This window comes from Achromobacter arsenitoxydans SY8, assembly GCF_000236785.1.
Classification (GTDB): domain Bacteria; phylum Pseudomonadota; class Gammaproteobacteria; order Burkholderiales; family Burkholderiaceae_B; genus Achromobacter; species Achromobacter arsenitoxydans.
The window spans coordinates 156,693-174,463 of the sequence record NZ_AGUF01000087.1; the positions used below are offsets into that span (position 1 = coordinate 156,693).

The following is a 17,771-nucleotide window of genomic DNA, read 5'->3' on the forward strand; positions in this document are numbered from 1 at the left end:
AACCCCCGACAGACGCGCGCCTAGAACGTCTGCAACTTTAGAAAAATCGTCCTGGAGACCCCGAAGTGTCGACCGAAACTACCCGCTCGCCCTTTTTTGGCACGATGCAGAAAATCCCCGGTGGATTGATGCTGGTGCCGCTGATCCTGGGTTCCCTGATCGGCACCTTCGCCCCCGATGCGCTGGCCATCGGCGGCTTCACCACGGCCCTGTTCAAGAACAGCGCGCTGCCCCTCATCGCGCTGCTCATTTTCGCGACCGGCACGCACGTCAACGCGCGCACCGGCGGCCCCATCCTGGCCACCGCAGGCACGATCCTGCTGATGAAGACCCTGGTGCCCGCCACCCTCATCATCATCCTGGGCAGCTACGTCGGCCTGGACGGGCTGTGGGGCGTTTCCATCCTGGCGCTGCTTGCGGCCTTCGACAACAGCAACGGCGGCCTGTGGCTGGCCTACACCGGCCAGTACGGCGACGCCCGCGACCGCGGCGCCTACGTGGCCAGCGCCGTCAACGACGGCCCCTTCTTCAGCCTGCTGTTCCTGGGCGCGTCCGGCCTGGCCGACATTCCGATGATCGCGCTGGTGGCCGCCCTGGTGCCTTTCCTGCTGGGCGTGGTCGTGGGCAACCTGGACCCCAAGTGGCGCGACGTGCTCAAGCCCGTGCCCAACATCGTCATCCCGTTCTTCGCGTTCGCGCTGGGCACCGGCATCAACCTGGGCGCCGTGGTCGGCGGCGGCATCAGCGGCCTGATCCTGGGCCTGATCATCAGCCCCATCACGGGCGGCCTGGTCTACCTGGGCTACCGCATGATCCTGCGCCGCGGCGGCAAGAGCGGCCTGGGCTTCGCGGCCGGCACCACCGCCGGCAACGCCATCGCCACCCCCGCCGTGGTTGCGGCGGCCGACCCCAACTTCCAGCAATACGTGTCCACCGCCACCGCTCAGGTCGCGGCTTGCGTGCTGATCAGCTCGATCCTGGCCCCGATGCTGGCCTCTTACTTCCTCAAGCGTGCGGGTGAACTCAAGTCCGAGGACGCCGACGCCAGCGTGGCCCCGCCCCTGACGCAAGCGCGCGGAGAGGCGCTTTGACGCCCGTCATCGCCATCGTCGCGGATGACCTGACCGGGTCCGGCGACACCGCCGTGCAGTTCGTGCGCGCCGGCTGGAGCACGCACCTGTCCATCGGCGGCGCCGACGAAGCGCTGTCGGGACCGGCCACAGAGGGCGTCGAAGTGCTGTCGGTCACGACCAACAGCCGCGCGCTGAACGCCGCCGACGCGGCCGACGTGATCCGCCGAAACGTGCGGCAACTGCGGGACGCCGGCGTCTCGCGCCTGTACAAGAAGGTGGACTCCACCTTGCGGGGCGCGTTCAAGGCCGAGATCGACGCGGCGCGCGACGCCTGGGGCGAAGACGCCATCGCGGTGATCTGCCCCGCCTTCCCGGCTACGGGCCGCACCGTCGAGCAAGGCATTCTCTACGTCAACGGCAAGCCCGTCACGGAAACCTCGGCGGCGACGGACCCGGTCACGCCGGTGACCGAAAGCCATATCCCGACCCTGCTGGGCTGCGCCCACGTCGCGCCCCTGGACGGCGATACCCCTGAAACGCTGGCGGCGCGCATCGCGCAGGCCGGCAACACAGTGGTCGTCGACGCCGCCACCGACGCCGACCTGGAACGGCTGGCGCGCGCCATCGGACTGCTGGGCGAGCGCGCCCTGCCCGTGGGCGCGGGCGGCCTGGCCGTGCCGCTGGCCCGCGTCTGGGCCGGCGCGGACCAGACCGCGCCCGTCGTGGTCGTGGTGACCTCGCAGCACAGCGCGGCGCGCGCGCAAGCCGCCGCCCTGCAGGCCGCGGGCGCCGACACCTGGACGCCCTCGCTCGACCAGCTGGCCGACGATGCGCAGTGGCAAGCCTGGAGCCAGCCCCTGCTGCAGGCGCATGCGCAGGCGCCCGCCGAAGCCGGCACCATCCTGCTGCTGGCCCCTGAAGGGCAACGCGCGGGCCTGGATTCCGAGACGGTCGCCGACCGTCTGGGCAGCCTGGCCGCGCAATTGATCCGCGCCTCGCGCGCGGCCGGCGTTGTCGCCACCGGCGGCGACGGCGCACGCAGCGTACTGGTGGCGCTGCAGGCCAACGGCATTGCGCTGGTGGACGAAGTAATGGGCGGCGTGCCCCTGGGCACGCTGACCGGAGGCACGGCCGTGGGCCTGCCCGTGGTGACCAAGGCCGGCGGCTTTGGCACCGAAGATGTATTGGTTCGCGCGGTGCGCGCGATCCGCGACAGGAGATTCAAGCGATGACACAAACCCCTTCCGCGAACCTGCCCCTGCTGGCCGTGACCCTGGGCGACGTAGCGGGCATCGGGCCCGAAATCACGGCCAAGATGCTCATGGGCCATGACGAACTGCGCCAGAAGGCGCGCCTGCTGGTGGTCGGCGACGTAGACGTCATGGCCAACGCCGTGCGCAACCTGGGCGGCGACCCCGCCATCGTGCGCAAAATCGAGCGCCCGGCTGACACGACCAACACCCCCGGCACGATCGAAGTCCTGCAGGCCGGCCCGTCGCTGGCCCACGTCAAGCTGGGCGAAATCAGCGCGGACGCCGGCGACGGCTCGGTGCGCTTCGTCACCACGGCCTGCGCCCTGGCGCGCGCCGGCGAGGTCGACGGCATCGTCACCGCGCCGCTGAACAAGGCTGCCATGCACGCCGCCGGCCACAAGTGGCCCGGCCACACCGAACTGCTGGCCCATGAGTTCGGCGTCAAGACCTTCTCGCTGGTGCTGTCCGCCGGCGACCTGTACATCTTCCACGCCACGACGCACGTGTCGCTGCGCCAGGCCATCGACGACGTGACCCCGGCCCGCATGCGCGCCGTGCTGCGCCTGGCCGGATCGTTCGCCACGGCGCTGGGCCGCGGCGACGAGCCCGTGGCCGTCGCGGGCCTGAACCCGCATGCCGGCGAAAACGGCATTTTCGGCAGCGAAGACGCCGACATCCTGGCGCCCGCCGTGGCCGAAGCCAACGCCGCAGGCATCCTGGCCGCCGGCCCCATCCCGGCCGATGCGCTGTTCCCGCAAGCCGTCCGCGGCAAATGGAAGTTCGTGATCGCCTGTTACCACGACCAGGGCCACGCGCCTTTCAAGTCCGTGTACGGCGACGACGGCGTAAACATCACCGTCGGCCTGCCGGTCGTGCGCGTGTCCGTGGACCACGGCACCGCCTTCGACATCGCAGGCAAGGGCATCGCCCGCGAAGACAGCCTGATCCTGGCCGCCGAGCGCGCCGCGCATCTGGCCCCGGGCTGGACGCATGTATGGGAAACTGCGCGGGCACAAACCGGAGGTTGATATTCCCATGGCGCCCGCCACGCACGACGCATTGCCCGTTCTTGATCGCTCCGGCGATATCCCGCTGCACGCCCAGGTCGCGGCCCTGCTGCGCGGATACATCCGCACGAACAAGCTCGCGGCCGGCGCCGTGCTGCCCAGCGAGGCCGCCCTGTGCGAACGCTTCGGCGTGGCGCGCAGCGTGGTGCGCCAGGCCCTGGCGGCCCTGGCCGCCGAAGGGCTGATCCAGCGGGAAACCGGTCGCCCCGCCACCGTGGCGGCGCCCCAGGAACACCGCCGGCTGGTGCAGCGGTCCACCGGCCTGTACGAACAGTTCGCCCAATCCGGCGTGGCCCTGCAGACGCGGGTGCTGGCCCTGGGCCCGGGCAAACCGCCCGCCGACGTGGCCGAGTTCTTCGGCACGACCCGCCTGCTGATGCTGGAACGCCTGCGCCACGTCGCCGACGCGCCGCTGGCCTATGTGCGCACCTGGCTGCCCGCCGATGCCGTGCCCGGCCTGCGCGCCGAGCACCTGGTCGACGCGTCGCTGCATGGGGTGCTGACCCGCCAGTTCGGCCTGCGTCCCGGCGCGGGCCGCAACCAGATCCGGGCCGTGGCCGCCGACGACAAACTCGCCGGACTGCTGGACGCGGCGCCCGGCACCCCGCTGCTGATGCTGCAGGGCCAGGGCATGGACCAGCACGGCAAGCCGCTGGAATGGTTCACGACCTGGCACCGCGCGGAACAACTCGTGTTTGACGTGGACGTCAGCATGGGCCACGAAAGCGTGCAGCCGCGGCTGCACGAAGCCCCCCTCGCCAAGACCGATACCACGCCCGACGCGCACGATCCCCTGGGCCGCGCCCAGGCGCTGGTGGCCGAGCTCTCCGCCGAACTGGCCAGGCTGCGCGCGCAGTCCTGACGCGCCAAGACGTTCGGGGCCGCGAATCGCCGCCCCTGAACGCCGTCTTCAACGCACCAGGCAGGGCCGCTTGTTGTCGAACTTCCAGCCCGGAACCAGATACTGCATGGCCGTAGCGTCGTCGCGCGCGCCCAGGCCGTGCTGCAGGTACAGCTGGTGGGCCTTTTCCACGGCATCCATGTCCAGCTCGATGCCCAGTCCGCCGGTCTGCGGCAGGTCGATGTAGCCGTTGCGGATCTGCAGCGGATTGCGCGTCAGGTGCTGCCCGTCCTGCCAGATCCAGTGCGTGTCGATCGCCGTGACCTTGCCCGGCGCGGCGGCGCCCACATGCGTGAACATCGCCAGCGACACATCGAAATGGTTGTTCGAATGCGAGCCCCAGGTCAGGCCGAACGCCTGGCAAGTCTGGGCCACGCGCACCGATCCCTGCAGGGTCCAGAAATGCGGATCGGCCAGCGGGATGTCGACCGATTGCAGCGACAGCGCGTGCGCCATTTCGCGCCAATCCGTGGCGACCATGTTGGTGGCGGTGGGCAGGCCGGTGGCGCGGCGGAATTCGGCCATGACCTCGCGTCCGGAGAACACGCCCTCGGCGCCGCAGGGGTCCTCGGCATAGGCCATCACGCCGTGCAGGTCGCGGCACAGTCGCACGGCGTCCTTCAGCAGCCAGCCGCCGTTCGGGTCCAGCGTAATGCGGGCCTCGGGGAAGCGTTCATGCAGCGCGCGGATGGCCTCGACCTCTTCTTCGCCGCGCAACACGCCGCCCTTGAGCTTGAAATCCTGGAAACCGTAGCGGTCGTACGCTGCCTCGGCCAGCCTGACGATCGCCTCGGGCGTCAGCGCTTTTTCATGCCGCACGCGCAGCCAGCCGTCGGCCTCGGGCGCGCTGGCGTAAGGCAGCGGCGTCTGCGCGGAATCGCCCACGTAGAACAGATACCCCAGCATCTGCACGGAGGTGCGCTGCACGCCTTCGCCCAGCAGCGCGGCGACGGGCACGCCCAGGTGCTGGCCCAGCAGGTCCAGCAGCGCCGATTCGGCCGCGGTGACGGCGTGGATGGCCACCCGCAGGTCGAAGGTCTGAGCGCCGCGCCCCGCGCTGTCGAGGCTGGCGAACGCCTGCCGCATCTGGTTGAGCGTGTGCTGGTAGTTGCCGATGGAGGTGCCCACGATGAGGTCGCGTGCATCCTCCAGCGTGCCGCGGATCTTTTCGCCGCCGGGGACTTCGCCCACCCCGGTGTTGCCCGCGCTGTCGGTCAGGATGACCAGGTTGCGGGTGAAGTAAGGGGCATGCGCGCCGCTCAGGTTGAGCAGCATGGAGTCCTGCCCCGCGACGGGCACGACGCGCATCGCCGTGATGGTGGGCGTCTGGCGGGAGGCTTGGGTAGCGTGAAGAGTCATGTTTGCTTCTTGAAATAGCCCGGCCGGGACGGCCGGGCGCGTTGCGTCACTGCACGGAAATGCCGCCGGTCTCGATAACCTGCTTCCAGCGCGCGCTTTCCTGCTGCTGGAACTTGGTGAAGGCGTCGGGGGAATTGGCGACGATCTCCAGACCGATGTCGGTAAAGGGCTTGCTGAGGGCCGGATCCTTGAGCGCGGCGGTCAGGGATGCGGACAGCTTATCGCGCACGTCCGCCGGCAGGTTCTTCGGCGCCACGACAGCCTGCCAGGCGTAGACGTCCACGCCGGGCACCGAGGCCTCGGCGAACGTGGGCACGTCGGGCAAGACCGGCGAGCGCTTGGAGCCCGTGACGGCGATGGCCTTGAGCTTGCCGGACTTGATGTGCGGCAGCACGGCGTTCACGTTCTGGAAGGACATGTCCACCTGGTTGCCCAGCAGGTCCGAGATGGCCGGCGCGCCGCCCTTATAGGGCACGTGCAAACCCTTGGTGCCGGTCTTCTGCCAGAACAGCTCGGCGGTCAGGTGATCGGATGAGCCCGCGCCCGACGTCGCGAAGCTGATTGCGCCAGGCTTGGACTTCAGCAGGGCCAGCACATCCTGGACGTTGTTGACCTTGGACGCCAACTGCGGACTGACCACCAGGACGTTGGGCGTCTGCACGGCCACCGTCAGGTACGTGAAATCCTTGGCCGGGTCATAGGTGATGCCCTTCATCAAATGGGGCGCCACCACCAGCGGGGCCAGGGACGTGACCATCAGGGTGTAGCCGTCCGGCGCGGCGCGGGCAACCTGGGATGCGCCGATCGTGCCGGTGGCGCCTGCCTTGTTCTCCACGACAAAGGACTGCTTGAGCTGCTCGCCCAGCTTGTTGGCCAGCGCACGCGCGACCGAATCGGTGGCCCCGCCCGGCGGGAACGGCACCACGACGGTGACGGCCTTGTCCGGCCAGGCGTTCGCCACGCCAGCCGCCGCCATCAGGCTCAATCCCAGAATCCACTTGCGCGCATTGCTCGTCATTACTGTCTCCGGTTTAGGTTCTATTTTTGACGTTAACGTTACCATTTTTATTGTTAACGTTAACATTTCAGTTTTTCTAGCGTATTTCGAGGTTCGGCACAGGCGCTATCCGGAGAAACCCTCATCTGCGTCCCCACTCAAAACCGGGGCCAGAGGTTAGGCTTGATAATTGCCCCCTGCCTGTACAACCTGTTTTATTACCGATGCGCGCGTCTTCCCTCCCGTCTTCCGACTCCCCTGCCCGCTCTACCGAACGGGCCAGCGTCACCGTGCGCGAGGTGGCCCAGGCGGCCGGCGTCTCCATGATCACGGTGTCGCGCGCCATCAATACCCCGCAGCAGGTATCGCCGGCCACGCTGGACAAGGTCACCGCCGCCATCCGGGCGCTGGGCTATGTGCCCAACCTGATGGCCGGCAGCCTGCGCCTGTCGCGCAGCAATCTGGTGATGGTGCTGGTGCCCTCGATCGCCGGCTCGCTGTTCGGCGGCATGATCACCGAACTGACGCGTTCGCTCGAAGCCAAGGGCTTTCAGCTCATGGTCGGCCAGAGCGGCTACGACTCCCCGCGCGAAGACGCGCTGCTGCGCGCCATCATCGGACGCCGCCCCGACGGCATCGTGGTGACCGGCGTCATGCACTCGCCGCAGGGCCGCCAGTTGCTCAAGGCGTCCGGCATCCCCATCGTCGAGACCTGGGACACGACCGACGCGCCCGTCGACATGCTGCTCAGCCTGTCGCACGACGCGATCGGCGCAGCGGTCAGCCAATACCTCCAGGCGGCAGGCAAGACCCGGCAGGCCGTGCTCAGCGGCGATGACCACCGCGCCCGCCTGCGGGCCGAAAGCCTGGTGCGCGCCGCCGTCCAGGCAGGCCTGCCCGAACCGCTGGTGCACTACATGCCGGCGCCGACCACGCACGCGCAGGGACGCGAAGGCCTGCGCGCCTTGCAGCGCTCGGGCCAGGGCATCGACGCCGTATTCTGCAGCTCGGACCTGATGGCGGCCGGCGTCCTCACCGAGGCCGCCGCGCAGGGCCTGGACGTGCCGCGGCAACTGGCGGTGATGGGCTTCGGCGACATGGACATCGCCGCCTCCATGTCGCCTTCGATCACATCGGTGCACGTGGATGGCGCGGCCATCGGCGCGCAGGCCGCCGACATGATCGCCCTGCGCGCCAACGGCCAACGGCCGGCGCAGCCGGTAGTAGAGATCGGCTTTCGCATCGTGACGCGCGAAAGCGCGTGATTGTTGCCGCACGCACAACACCGTGCATCCTCGCGCAGGCCTACCGCCTAGAAAGCGGCGTCTTTACGATTTGTCCTGACAGCGTGCGCCGCAGGTAAACGCGCCGCGTAATGGCCAGTCGCCTGACGGCGGAGGACGGACACCATGCATCTGGGCAAATCCTATCGCCTGCGCGAATTCATCGTATGGACCCGCAGAAACATCTACGGCCTCATTGCGCTCAGCCTCTTCCCCGTGCTGCTGTACCAGGTTGCGGGCATGAAATGGCTGACGCTGCCCCTGTCGGTCGTGTCGCTGCTAGGCACCGCCACCACCTTCGTGGTCGGCTTCAAGAACGTGCAGACCTACGCGCGCACGGTCGAAGCGCAGAAGATATGGATGAGCATCGTCAGCGCCAGCCGCTATTGGGGCATGATCAGCAGAACCTATGTCGGCGACGCCGCCCGCAGCGCCGCGCTGGTGAACCTGCACCTGGCCTGGCTGACGGCGCTGCGCTACCAGCTGCGCGAGGCCCGCGTCTGGGAAAACGCCACCAGCCGGCCGAATGCGGAATACCAGAAGCGCTACGTGATCCCCGAACGCGGCGAGTCCCTGGAATCCGCGCTGTGCCGCTATCTGCCGCCACACGAACTGCCGGCGCTGATGCAGGCCGACGGCAAGGCTACGAAGATCCTGGCCATGCAGGGACGCGCAGCCCGGGACCTGCTCGATGACGGCGCCATCAGCGCGGCGGAGTATGCCGAACTCAACAGCCGCATCCGCGACCTGCTGGATCTGCAGGGGCAGGCCGAGCGCATCAAGAACTTTCCGTATCCGCGCCAGTACGCCATCATCAACACCCTTTTCGTGCGGTCATTCTGCGTGGCCCTGCCGTTTGGCCTGACGGCGCAGTTCGACCAGATCGGTCAGGGCGTCGGCGGCTTCATGCAGCACCACATGGTCTGGCTGGCCGTGCCGTTCAGCGTGATCATCTCCTGGATCTACACCTCGCTGGAGCAGGTGGGCGAAAGCACCGAGAACCCTTTCGAGGGCAGCGCCAACGATGTGCCGATCAGCCGCCTGAGCGCATTGATAGAACGGGAGCTTAGGCAGGCGCAGGGCCGCGCCGACCTGCCGGACCTGCCCGTCCAGGTCATTGCGCTGTAGGCCGGCAGGCCATGGATCGCTCGCACGGGGGACTGGCCGCGCCGCGCTTGTCGACGTCATGCCGCTGCGGCAAAATACCCTGCCCTTGCGCCCCCTTCCTCCCGGCGTTGGCCCTTCCCATGACCGACTCCGTCCTCGTGTTCGACCAGCATCGTCCTCGTCTCTACGCGATCGCCTATCGCATGCTGGGCGCGGTCGCCGAGGCCGAAGACGTGGTGCAGGAAGCCTGGCTGCGCTGGCACGGCGCCGACCGCGCCGCGATCCAGAACGCCGAGGCCTGGCTGGTCACCGCCACCACGCGCCTGGCCATCGACCGGCTGCGCGCCGCCAAGGCCGAACGGGCCGGCTACGTGGGCGTCTGGCTGCCCGAACCGATGCTGATGGCCGCGCCGTCCACGCCGGAACAGATCCACGAGATGGCCGACGATGTCTCGGTGGCGTTCCTGTTCATGCTTGAGAGCCTGTCGCCCGACGCCCGCGCGGCCTTCCTGATGCGCGAGGTCTTCGACGCCGACTACGAGGACATCGCTTTCACGCTTGAAAAGACCCAGGCCGCGTGCCGCCAGCTGGTGATGCGCGCCAAGCGGCAACTGCGCCAGGGAACGCCGCGCCAGGCCGTGCCCCGCGCAACGCTGCGGCGCCTGCTGCTGGCCTTCGCCGACGCGATGCAGCGCAGCGATTTCAACGGCCTGCACGCGCTCTTGAGCGATGACGCCGAGCTCATCGGCGACGGCGGCGACAAGGTCTCCGCCTTCGCCAGCCTGGTGGGAGGCAAGCGCCTGGCCCAGCTGTTCTACGCCGGCAAGCGCCGCTTCCGCGATTCGCTGCGCGTCGAGGTGGTGCAGGTGAACGGGCAATGGACCCTGCTGCGTTTCATTGATGGGGTGCTCGAATCCGTGCAGTCCTACGAAACCGACGGCAAGCGCCTGACCCGGGTGCTGGTGCAGCGCAACCCGGACAAGTTGGCGCGCATCGCGGCCGCGCTGGCGCCAGGCTGAAGCCGGCATCCGCCCCGCCGTTTGGTGCCTGGCGGGCAACACGGTGATCCCCTGTGCGGATCTACCGGCGCGCCTCCCCTGCTCCTACGATGGACCTGTCTCCAATCTGCCAAGGACAGGCCATGTCGAAGACCACGAAGTTCGGATTGCCCTTCATCGCCGCCGCGGCGCTGCTCAGCCAGCCTGCCTGGGCCGCGTCCCATCACGCCCCGGGCGTCGCTACGCCGGCCGAGCCCATCGTCACGGAATTGATGACCAAGGACCTGCCGGACATTCCCGGCAAGGACGCCCTGATGCTCATCGTCGACTATCCCCCCGGTGGAGCCGACCCCGTCCACCGCCACGACGCCTACGGCTTCGTCTATGTGCTGGAAGGCAGCATCGTCATGCAGGTCAAGGGCGGCAAGGAGGTCACGCTGACGCCCGGCCAGACCTACTATGAAGGCCCGGACGACATCCATACCGTGGGCCGCAACGCCAGCCAGACGCAACCGGCCAAGTTCCTGGTTGTGCTGATCAAGAAACAGGGTGCGCCCGCGCTGATTCCCATCAAATAAGGGACAGATTACCCCCCGGCCCGCCGCTACGGACCGATGCCGGCCTTCCTACGGGGAAGGCCGGTTTTTTTTGCGTTCAATGTCACAAGATTGCCCGGCGCGCCGTCTTAGCGGTAGGATCAACCAACTTGCGGCGCCGCCACCATGTCGACACCCTATCCAGCCACCCCGTCTCCGAACGGGCCAGACTCCCTGGCCGACAGCTTTGCCACCAGCTACGCCGGCGTCATGGCATTCATCGCCGTCGCCGCCGAAGGCAACTTCGCCAAGGCAGGCGACCGCCTGGGGATCGGCCGTTCGGCCGTCAGCCGCAGCGTGCAGAAACTGGAAGACCAACTTGGCACCCGGCTGTTCGTGCGCACCACGCGCAGCACTTCGCTGACGCCCGAGGGCCAGCGCTTCTACGAACAATGCCATCCGGGCGTGGAAAAAATCATCCAGGCCCTGGACGACATGCGCGAACTGCGCGAAGGCCCGCCTTCCGGGCAATTGCGCGTGTGCTCCACGGTGGGCTTCGGCCGCAAGGTGGTCGCGCCCCTGATCCAGGGATTCCGCGAGGCCAATCCGGGCGTCTCGGTAGAGCTGCTGCTGGACGACGGCCCCACCGACTTCACGACGGATCGCGTCGACGTGTCGTTCCGCAATGGCCGCATGGAAGACAGCCAGGTGATCGCCAAGAAAATCATTCCCATGCAGATGATGCTGTGCGCCTCGCCCGCCTATGCCGCCAGGCACGGCCTGCCGGGCACGGTCGACGAGATCCCGGACCACCGCTGCGTGAACTTCCTGCTGGCGTCCGGGCGCGTGTACGAATGGGAATTCAAGGTAGAGGGACGCCTGCGCAAGGTGGCTCCGCCCGCGATGCTGACGTTCAATGATGCCGATCTGGTGCTGCAGGCAGTGCTGGACGGCCACGGTCTTGCTCAGATGGCCGCCTATCAGGTCTGCGACCACCTTCGCGCGGGCACGCTGGTCGCCTGCCTGCCGCAGCACGCGCCCGACGACCGCGGTCATTACCTGTGCTTTCTCAGCCGCCAGCACCTGCCGACGCGCATGCGCGCCTTCATCGACTACATGACCGAAGGCATCCGCGCGCAGGACCTGCAGATACTGGACAGCCTGCTGGCGCGGCAGGACTGAGACCCCCTACTGGGTCAGCGCCACCACGCTTTCGATGCCGCCCTGGGCCATCTTGGAATAGGGACACAGGCGCTCTGTGTTGCGCACCAGTTCCTCGGCCACGGCCTTGTCCAGGCCGGGCAGGTGGATGTTGATGTCCGCCTTCAGGGAAAACAGGCCGTCCACGGGGTCGCGGCCGAACGACACGGTGGCCGTGACGGAGGCTTCGGGGATCGACAGGCCGGCGCGCCCGGCCAGCATGCTCAGCGCGCCGTGAAAGCACGCCGCATAGCCGGCGGCAAACAACTGTTCCGGGTTGGTGCCGCCGCCCGTGCCGCCCAGTTCGACCGGCAGCCGCAGTTCCACGAGCAGTTCGCCGTCGTCCGAGATGGCGATGCCGGACGCGCGTCCGTGCGCAGCCTCCCCGCCGCGCACCGTGACGCTGGTCGTGTACAGGGGGTGGAAATCCCCGCCCCGGTACTTGTCCAGGAGGGTTTGGGGAGGAGGCCGCAATTTGCTCATGAAGGTCCTTGTGCGCGCCGCTACTTTCTTGCGCCCGAACGGCTGTACCAGGTTTCGAAGTCGATCTTGCCCAGGCGCGGACCGGATCCTGGCACCAGCGTGTCGTCGTCCAGCAGCGCGCCGAAATAGCGCGCGCCGGCGTCAGCCTGCACGGCGCGGGTGTCGCCGATTTTACCCATGTAGCGTTGGACCAGTTCGGCAAGCCGGACCTTTTCCGGGCCCGCGATTTCCACGATGCCGTTGACCGGCGCGCCCAGCGTGGCGTCGGCCATGGCCAGGGCCACGTCGTCCGACGCGATGGGCTGGACATAGGCGGCCGGCAGCCGCACCCCGTCGCCCTGCGCGCCCGACTGCACGATGCCGCCCAGAAACTCGAAAAACTGCGTGCTATGGACGATGGTGTAAGGAATGCCGCCCGCTTCAATCAGGTCTTCCTGCGCGATCTTGCCGCGGAAGTATCCGCTTTCGGCCAGGCGGCGTGTACCTACCACCGACAGCGCGACGTGGTGGCGCACGCCGGCGCGGGCCTCGGCGGCCAGCAGGTTTCGCCCCGAGGTCTGGAAAAACTCCAGGACGGCCTTGTCTTCGAAAGACGGCGAATTGGCGACGTCGACCACGATGTCCACGCCGGCCAGCGCGGCGTCCAGGCCTTCACCCGTAATCGTGTTCACGCCGGTGGCGGGGGATGCGGCAATGGCCTCATGGCCGCGCTCGGTAAGCAGTTTGACGAGCTTGGAGCCGATCAGGCCCGTGCCGCCGATGACGAGGATTTTCATGATCGTTCCTTAGTTGAATTGGGCCTTGTCCAGGCCATAGGCCTTGTCCGCGGAGCCGGGCACGGTCTGGAAGCCGACGTTCAGGCGGTTCCAGCCATTGATGGCCATGATCGCGAAGCTCAGGTCCGAAATTTCCTTCTCCGACAGTTCGCCGCGCACGCGCTCGTACACCTCGGTGGGCACGCCATGGACGCCCAGCGTGGTCAGCGCTTCGGTCCATGCCAGGCAGGCGCGCTCGCGCGACGAGAACTCATTGGATTCGCGCCAGATCGCCAGATGATGCAGGCGCAATTCGCGTTCGCCCGCGATCTTGGCCTGCTTGATATGCATGTCCAGGCAGAAGCCGCAGCCGTTGATCTGGGACGCGCGGATGTCGACGAGGTTCAGGATCGACTTTTCGATCGTGCCGGACTTCGCGAGCATGCCGAATTCGACAAACTTCTTGAACAGTTCGGGCGATTGGGCAAAAGCGTTAATACGTTGGCTCATGGTGGCTCCTGGGTGGGTTGGCGCTGCCCGACGAATCGGGTGCTGCGCATGCTTGAACGACGCCCAAATCGTAGGCCGGCGCGCGCGGCGGCAGTAGACCCGGACCAGGGACCATGGTGTTGCCGCAATGGCAACAATCGCCCGGCGCCAACCGATACAAAATACGCTGCACCCACGGCTCGCGCCCGGAATACATCATGAACAGAAACGATATTTCGATGCAGGACATCCACTACTTCGTCGAAGTGGCCAAGCGCGGCAAGCTGTCCGCCACCGCCGCTGATCTGGGCATTCCGGTCGCCACCCTGTCCCGGCGCCTTTCCCAGCTTGAGCTGGCGCTGGGCTATAAGCTGCTCAATCGGACCACCCGCAAGATCAGCCTGACGGCGATCGGCCAGCAGTATTTCGACGCCTGCGCGTCGCACGTCGAATGCGCCCTGGCCGCGCACGAGGTCATCCAATCCAGCCTGAACCACCTGGCGGGCACATTGCGGGTATCGGTGCTGCCGGGACTGACCGCGGTCCTGCCCGCAGTGCTCAAGGAGCTGCGCCAGGAATACCCGCAGATTTCATTCGAAGTCGAACTGGGCACGGGCGACATTGCGCGCAACGGCCACCAGTTCGACATCATGCTGCGGACTGGGGAACTGGAAGATTCCGCCCTGATCCAGAAGCACGTGGCGCAGGTGCAATGGATCCTGGTGGCCGCCAGCAGCTACCTGGACCGGTTCGGCCGTCCGACCTGCCCCGAAGATCTGGGCCTGCACGAACGCATCATCACGGGCGACCTGCACAACTGGGCGCTGGGCACAGGCGACAGCCTGCTCTACGTGGACGGCCCCGCGCACATCGGCACCAACAGTTCCGCCCTGGGCGTGCAGCTTGCCACTGCGGGTCTCGGCATCGCCTGGATGCCCAGTCATCAAGCGCTGCCGCAGACCCTGCGGGCGCTGGCCCTGGAGCAGATTCTGCCCGATTGGAAGCTTCCGCCGGCCACCCTCTACGCCCTGTCGGACAACCGCGTCACGCCCGCACGGGCCAAGGTTTTCCTGGATGCCCTGCAAAGGCACCTGCTGGCAGTCTGACACGCGCGCCCGGCTGGCGCCCCCCGCCTGCCCTTCACTGCACGGTTTCGCCAGCCGCCGCCAGCCGCGCCAGCGCCTTGCGGTCGACCTTGCCCACCGCGTTCTCCGGCAGGCGGTCGATCCAACGGACCTCGCGCGGCACATAGATCCGGCCCAGCCGCGCCAGCACCTCGGCGCGGATGTCCGGCGCAGCCGCGCCGGCGTCGCCGTTGCGCTGAACGAAGATCACCGGCGTCTCGCCCAGGTCCTCGTCCGGCGCGCCCACCACGCAGCAGGCCGCCACGCCCGGCAAGCCCGTCACGACGCCTTCGATCAGCGCCGGGGAAATGTTCTCGCCGCCCCGGATGATCACATCCTTGATGCGGCCCGTGATGGCCAGATAGCCCTCCGCGTCGAAGCGTCCCAGATCGCCCGTGCGCAGCACCTGCGGCGCGCCGGCGTCCACGCTGTCCACGCCCAGGTAGCCCAGCATCAGGCTGTCCCCCGCGATGCAGATCTCGCCTTCGGCGCCCGGCGCGGCCCGGCTGCCGTCCGGCAGGCGCAGGCTGACGTCCTGTCCATCGAGCACCGTACCCACCGTACCCACGCGCCGCGCGGTTGGCGGATTCATGGTGGAAGTGCAGGTGGCCTCCGACAGGCCATAGGACACCACCAGCGGGCAGCCCAGGAAGGCTTCGATGCGCCGGTGCAAAGCCTCGGTGATGGGCGCCGATCCGCAGCGCGCAAAACGCAGGCCGGCCAGGCTGGCCGGATCGAACGGCAGCTCCAGCATGCGCGCGTACATCGTGGGCACGCCGGTGATGATGGTGGGCCGGAACGCCGCCAGCAGGCCGGGCATATCATCCGCCCGGAACCGGCCGGCCAGCGCCACGCACGCGCCGGCCAGGAGCGGCGCGAAGATCTGGTTGTTCAGCGCGTTGGTGTGGTGCAGCGGCATGACGTGCAGCAGGCGGTCGGCCGGCGTCAGGCCCGTGTGCGCCAGCACGCCGCGCGCGTTGTTCGCCAGGCCCTGATGGCTGAGCAGCACGCCCTTGGGGTTGCCCGTGCTGCCCGACGTGAACAGCAAAAGGCCGGGCGACTGGCGGTCCACGGCGGCGCCGGTCCAGTCTGGCGGCCCCTGGCCGATATCCGCTGCCTGCAGCCGTTGCGTCGCGGGCAGGCCGCAGGCCTGCGCATTAGCGGCGTTGGCCTCGTCGAACAGCATCCACTTCAGGCCCACGGCCGCCACGCGCCGGGCGGTCTCGTCGACCGACAGGCGCGGCTCCAGCGGACACGGGCAGGCCCCGGCCGCCATGGCGCCCAGGATGGCCAGCACCTGGGCAAGCGAGCGCTCCATCGCCACGCCCACATAGTCGCCTGGCGCGACGCCGGCGGCGCGCAGATCTCCGGCGACCTGTCCCACGCGCCGGTGCAGGTCCGCGTAGGACAGCGTTTCCTCCGTGGTCTCGATGGCGGGACGCGCCGCCCATCCGGGCTGGCTCCACAAGCGCGCAAACGCCGCCACGACCGTGGCATCGGCAATCGTCATGAGTGTCTCCCCCTGGGCCTCTTCGAGGCTCCGTTCAGCGTAAACAGGCGCTAGCGCAGCGCGACCGCCGCATCGCGTTCGAACTGCCCGTCCGGATCCAGCTCGCGCAAGGCGCGCGCCTCGTTGGCGGTCGGCGGTTCGGTCGGCGCCGCGCCGGCGGCGTCGAATTCAAAGCCCGTGCGTTCGCGCACTTCCGACAGGCTGGATTCCGGATGCCAGGACTGCAGCGCCAGCCGCCCGTCGCGCTTGACGAACACGGCGATCGGCGTGACCACGCCATGAAAGCCGCCCCAGGACGTCATGAAGTCCAGCTTGGGCACGAACGTGCGGCGCGAGTGCTCCGTGCGCCAGGTGCAGGCCCGTCTGGCCGTGGGCAGCATCACGGCGCCGCCGCCGCCGCCCGGCAGCCGCACCTTGGGCTCATGCCAGTCGCCGATGCACGAATTGTTGGCGCAGCCCGCGCCGTCGATCTGCGCGGCGCCCAGGAAGGTCAGGTCCATGCGACCGCGGGTGCACAGGTCGTAGAAGTCTTCGTTGGCGAAGATCGACGCCGTGTGCTCGGCCAGCACCGGATCCGAGCTGGAAATCGGGATATGCGAGGGCCGCGGATCGACGCCCCCAGCCACGTTGATGTAGACGAAGTCCCAGTCGTACGCGCGCTTGGCCAACAGGCAGGCCAACATCGGCATGGTGGAGTTCACGCCGCTGAAGGTGATCTCGTCCGGGCGGATAAAGCGCGCCAGATTGGTGACGATGTATGAAAAGCCCGACCATTGCTCAGCCATGATTCCTCTCCCGCGCTTCGGGCGCCGCGGCCATGTGCGCCCGCAGATCGCTGTTCTTGTCCATGTATGCCTCCACCGCCGGATAGTCGATGGCGTAGTCCGGCCAGCACGAGCCCGGCCATGCGCCTTGCGGCACCACGGCATAGGCCTGCACCATGAAGTACGGCACCAGCGTCGATTCCGGTTGGGCCTCGAACACGGCGCTGTCCACGACCTTTTCGGCCACCACCAGCACACTGCCTGCGGCACGCGACATGATGCGGTCCCAGTGCGCCGTGCCATGCACGCGCACGTTGCCTTTTGCGTCCACTTCGGAAGCCTGGATCACCGCAAAATCCGGCCGGATCGCGGGCACCACCCAGGTCTTCTGGCCGCTGCCGTAGGGATCGTCCAGGCACTTCCAGCCGTTGAGCTCCGGCAGGCTGCTGCCGTGCAGCCCGCCGCAGGGCTGGAACGGCACGCCAAAGGCCGCCGCGCGCAGGCCCGCCGTCAGGCTGGCGCATGCGTGCTCTTCCAGTTCGATCTCGTGGCGCTCCACCGCGCGCCGGTACCACGGCGCCAGCCCAAAGTTGCCCTCCATGGCGACGATGCCCGCGCGCACCCGGCGCAGCACGCCGGCGCGGCACAGAATGTCCACGTCATACCCGGGCGACTGTTTGACCAGTTCCAGGTCGCGCTTTTCCTGGCGGATCAGTTCGCGCACGAAGGCGAAAGGTCCGCGGTGCAGAAAGCTGCCGCCCAGCGCGATCGACGCGCCGTTGGGCACCAGTGCGGCCAGTTCCTGCAGCGAGCACTGCTTGTTCTTTTGATTGAATCCTGAACCCATTGTCTTCCTCCCTGCTTGGTCTGGC

18 protein-coding genes are annotated in these 17,771 nt (G+C 68.0%); 10 read left to right on the top strand and 8 right to left on the bottom strand.

Features of this window, described 5'->3' with window-relative positions; genetic code table 11:
- Nucleotides 1–65: 65 nt before the first annotated feature.
- Genes KYC_RS26740 through KYC_RS26755 form a run of 4 tightly spaced genes read left to right on the top strand, consistent with a single transcriptional unit; the run spans nucleotide 66 to nucleotide 4,255 of the window.
- Complete coding sequence (locus KYC_RS26740) at nucleotides 66–1,091, top strand: 2-keto-3-deoxygluconate permease (protein ID WP_043519344.1); 1,026 nt, start codon at nucleotides 66–68, stop codon at nucleotides 1,089–1,091.
- Nucleotides 1,088–2,305 carry a D-threonate kinase gene (gene dtnK / locus KYC_RS26745; protein ID WP_008168438.1) on the top strand — a complete coding sequence of 406 codons (1,218 nt, stop codon included), beginning with the start codon at nucleotides 1,088–1,090 and terminating at the stop codon, nucleotides 2,303–2,305. Before KYC_RS26740 ends, dtnK begins: the two co-directional genes overlap by 4 nt.
- On the top strand, nucleotides 2,302–3,354 hold the full coding sequence (pdxA, locus tag KYC_RS26750; protein WP_008168441.1) for a 4-hydroxythreonine-4-phosphate dehydrogenase PdxA: 1,053 nt from the start codon (nucleotides 2,302–2,304) through the stop codon (nucleotides 3,352–3,354). The genes dtnK and pdxA overlap by 4 nt, the downstream gene beginning before the upstream one ends.
- Before the next feature lie 7 nt (nucleotides 3,355–3,361).
- Nucleotides 3,362–4,255, top strand: a complete 894-nt coding sequence (locus KYC_RS26755; protein WP_008168443.1) for a GntR family transcriptional regulator — start codon at nucleotides 3,362–3,364, stop codon at nucleotides 4,253–4,255.
- 48 nt (nucleotides 4,256–4,303) lie between these two features.
- Here the strand turns inward: KYC_RS26755 and gudD are convergent, their stop codons facing one another.
- The gene (gudD, locus tag KYC_RS26760; protein ID WP_008168444.1) at nucleotides 4,304–5,653 is read right to left on the bottom strand and encodes a glucarate dehydratase; all 1,350 of its coding nucleotides are present in this window, start codon (nucleotides 5,651–5,653) and stop codon (nucleotides 4,304–4,306) included.
- A 46-nt stretch (nucleotides 5,654–5,699) separates the two neighbouring features.
- Nucleotides 5,700–6,671, bottom strand: a complete 972-nt coding sequence (locus tag KYC_RS26765; RefSeq protein WP_008168445.1) for a Bug family tripartite tricarboxylate transporter substrate binding protein — start codon at nucleotides 6,669–6,671, stop codon at nucleotides 5,700–5,702.
- Nucleotides 6,672–6,874: 203 nt separating this feature from the next.
- Here KYC_RS26765 and KYC_RS26770 point away from each other — a divergent pair, with 203 nt between their 5' ends.
- The 5 genes from KYC_RS26770 (at nucleotide 6,875) to KYC_RS26790 (ending at nucleotide 11,756) form a co-directional block, all read left to right on the top strand.
- Nucleotides 6,875–7,915, top strand: coding sequence for a LacI family DNA-binding transcriptional regulator (locus KYC_RS26770; protein WP_043519347.1), 1,041 nt, complete (start codon nucleotides 6,875–6,877; stop codon nucleotides 7,913–7,915).
- Between the two features lie 144 nt (nucleotides 7,916–8,059).
- Nucleotides 8,060–9,061: a bestrophin family protein gene (locus KYC_RS26775; RefSeq protein ID WP_008168447.1), complete on the top strand. Its 1,002-nt coding sequence runs from the start codon at nucleotides 8,060–8,062 to the stop codon at nucleotides 9,059–9,061.
- A 119-nt stretch (nucleotides 9,062–9,180) separates the two neighbouring features.
- Nucleotides 9,181–10,059: an RNA polymerase sigma-70 factor gene (locus KYC_RS26780; protein ID WP_008168448.1), complete on the top strand. Its 879-nt coding sequence runs from the start codon at nucleotides 9,181–9,183 to the stop codon at nucleotides 10,057–10,059.
- A 122-nt stretch (nucleotides 10,060–10,181) separates the two neighbouring features.
- Nucleotides 10,182–10,616, top strand: coding sequence for a cupin domain-containing protein (locus KYC_RS26785; protein WP_008168449.1), 435 nt, complete (start codon nucleotides 10,182–10,184; stop codon nucleotides 10,614–10,616).
- A 144-nt stretch (nucleotides 10,617–10,760) separates the two neighbouring features.
- Complete coding sequence (locus KYC_RS26790) at nucleotides 10,761–11,756, top strand: LysR family transcriptional regulator (RefSeq protein ID WP_043519348.1); 996 nt, start codon at nucleotides 10,761–10,763, stop codon at nucleotides 11,754–11,756.
- Between the two features lie 6 nt (nucleotides 11,757–11,762).
- Here KYC_RS26790 and KYC_RS26795 read toward each other — a convergent pair whose 3' ends face one another.
- The 3 genes from KYC_RS26795 to KYC_RS26805 are packed head-to-tail and all read right to left on the bottom strand — an operon-like array spanning nucleotide 11,763 to nucleotide 13,522.
- Nucleotides 11,763–12,257 carry an Ohr family peroxiredoxin gene (locus tag KYC_RS26795; RefSeq protein ID WP_008168452.1) on the bottom strand — a complete coding sequence of 165 codons (495 nt, stop codon included), beginning with the start codon at nucleotides 12,255–12,257 and terminating at the stop codon, nucleotides 11,763–11,765.
- A 20-nt stretch (nucleotides 12,258–12,277) separates the two neighbouring features.
- Nucleotides 12,278–13,033 carry an SDR family oxidoreductase gene (locus tag KYC_RS26800; protein ID WP_008168454.1) on the bottom strand — a complete coding sequence of 252 codons (756 nt, stop codon included), beginning with the start codon at nucleotides 13,031–13,033 and terminating at the stop codon, nucleotides 12,278–12,280.
- Between the two features lie 9 nt (nucleotides 13,034–13,042).
- Entirely contained in the window at nucleotides 13,043–13,522 is a 480-nt protein-coding gene (locus KYC_RS26805; protein WP_008168456.1) for a carboxymuconolactone decarboxylase family protein, read from the bottom strand.
- Nucleotides 13,523–13,719: 197 nt separating this feature from the next.
- Between KYC_RS26805 and KYC_RS26810 the strand changes: the two genes are divergently transcribed.
- Nucleotides 13,720–14,607: a LysR family transcriptional regulator gene (locus KYC_RS26810; RefSeq protein WP_167310282.1), complete on the top strand. Its 888-nt coding sequence runs from the start codon at nucleotides 13,720–13,722 to the stop codon at nucleotides 14,605–14,607.
- 34 nt (nucleotides 14,608–14,641) lie between these two features.
- On the opposite strand, the gene KYC_RS26815 is transcribed toward KYC_RS26810, so the two are convergent.
- From KYC_RS26815 to KYC_RS26825, 3 genes are read right to left on the bottom strand one after another with little or no spacing between them, the layout of a single operon-like run.
- Nucleotides 14,642–16,135 (bottom strand): class I adenylate-forming enzyme family protein, encoded by a 1,494-nt coding sequence (locus KYC_RS26815; protein WP_008168460.1) that lies wholly within the window; start codon nucleotides 16,133–16,135, stop codon nucleotides 14,642–14,644.
- A 50-nt stretch (nucleotides 16,136–16,185) separates the two neighbouring features.
- A complete protein-coding gene (locus KYC_RS26820) occupies nucleotides 16,186–16,920 on the bottom strand; it encodes a CoA-transferase subunit beta (protein ID WP_008168461.1) in 735 nt (244 codons plus the stop codon).
- Nucleotides 16,913–17,746, bottom strand: a complete 834-nt coding sequence (locus tag KYC_RS26825; protein ID WP_008168462.1) for a CoA transferase subunit A — start codon at nucleotides 17,744–17,746, stop codon at nucleotides 16,913–16,915. The genes KYC_RS26820 and KYC_RS26825 overlap by 8 nt, the downstream gene beginning before the upstream one ends.
- Nucleotides 17,747–17,771: the final 25 nt, after the last annotated feature.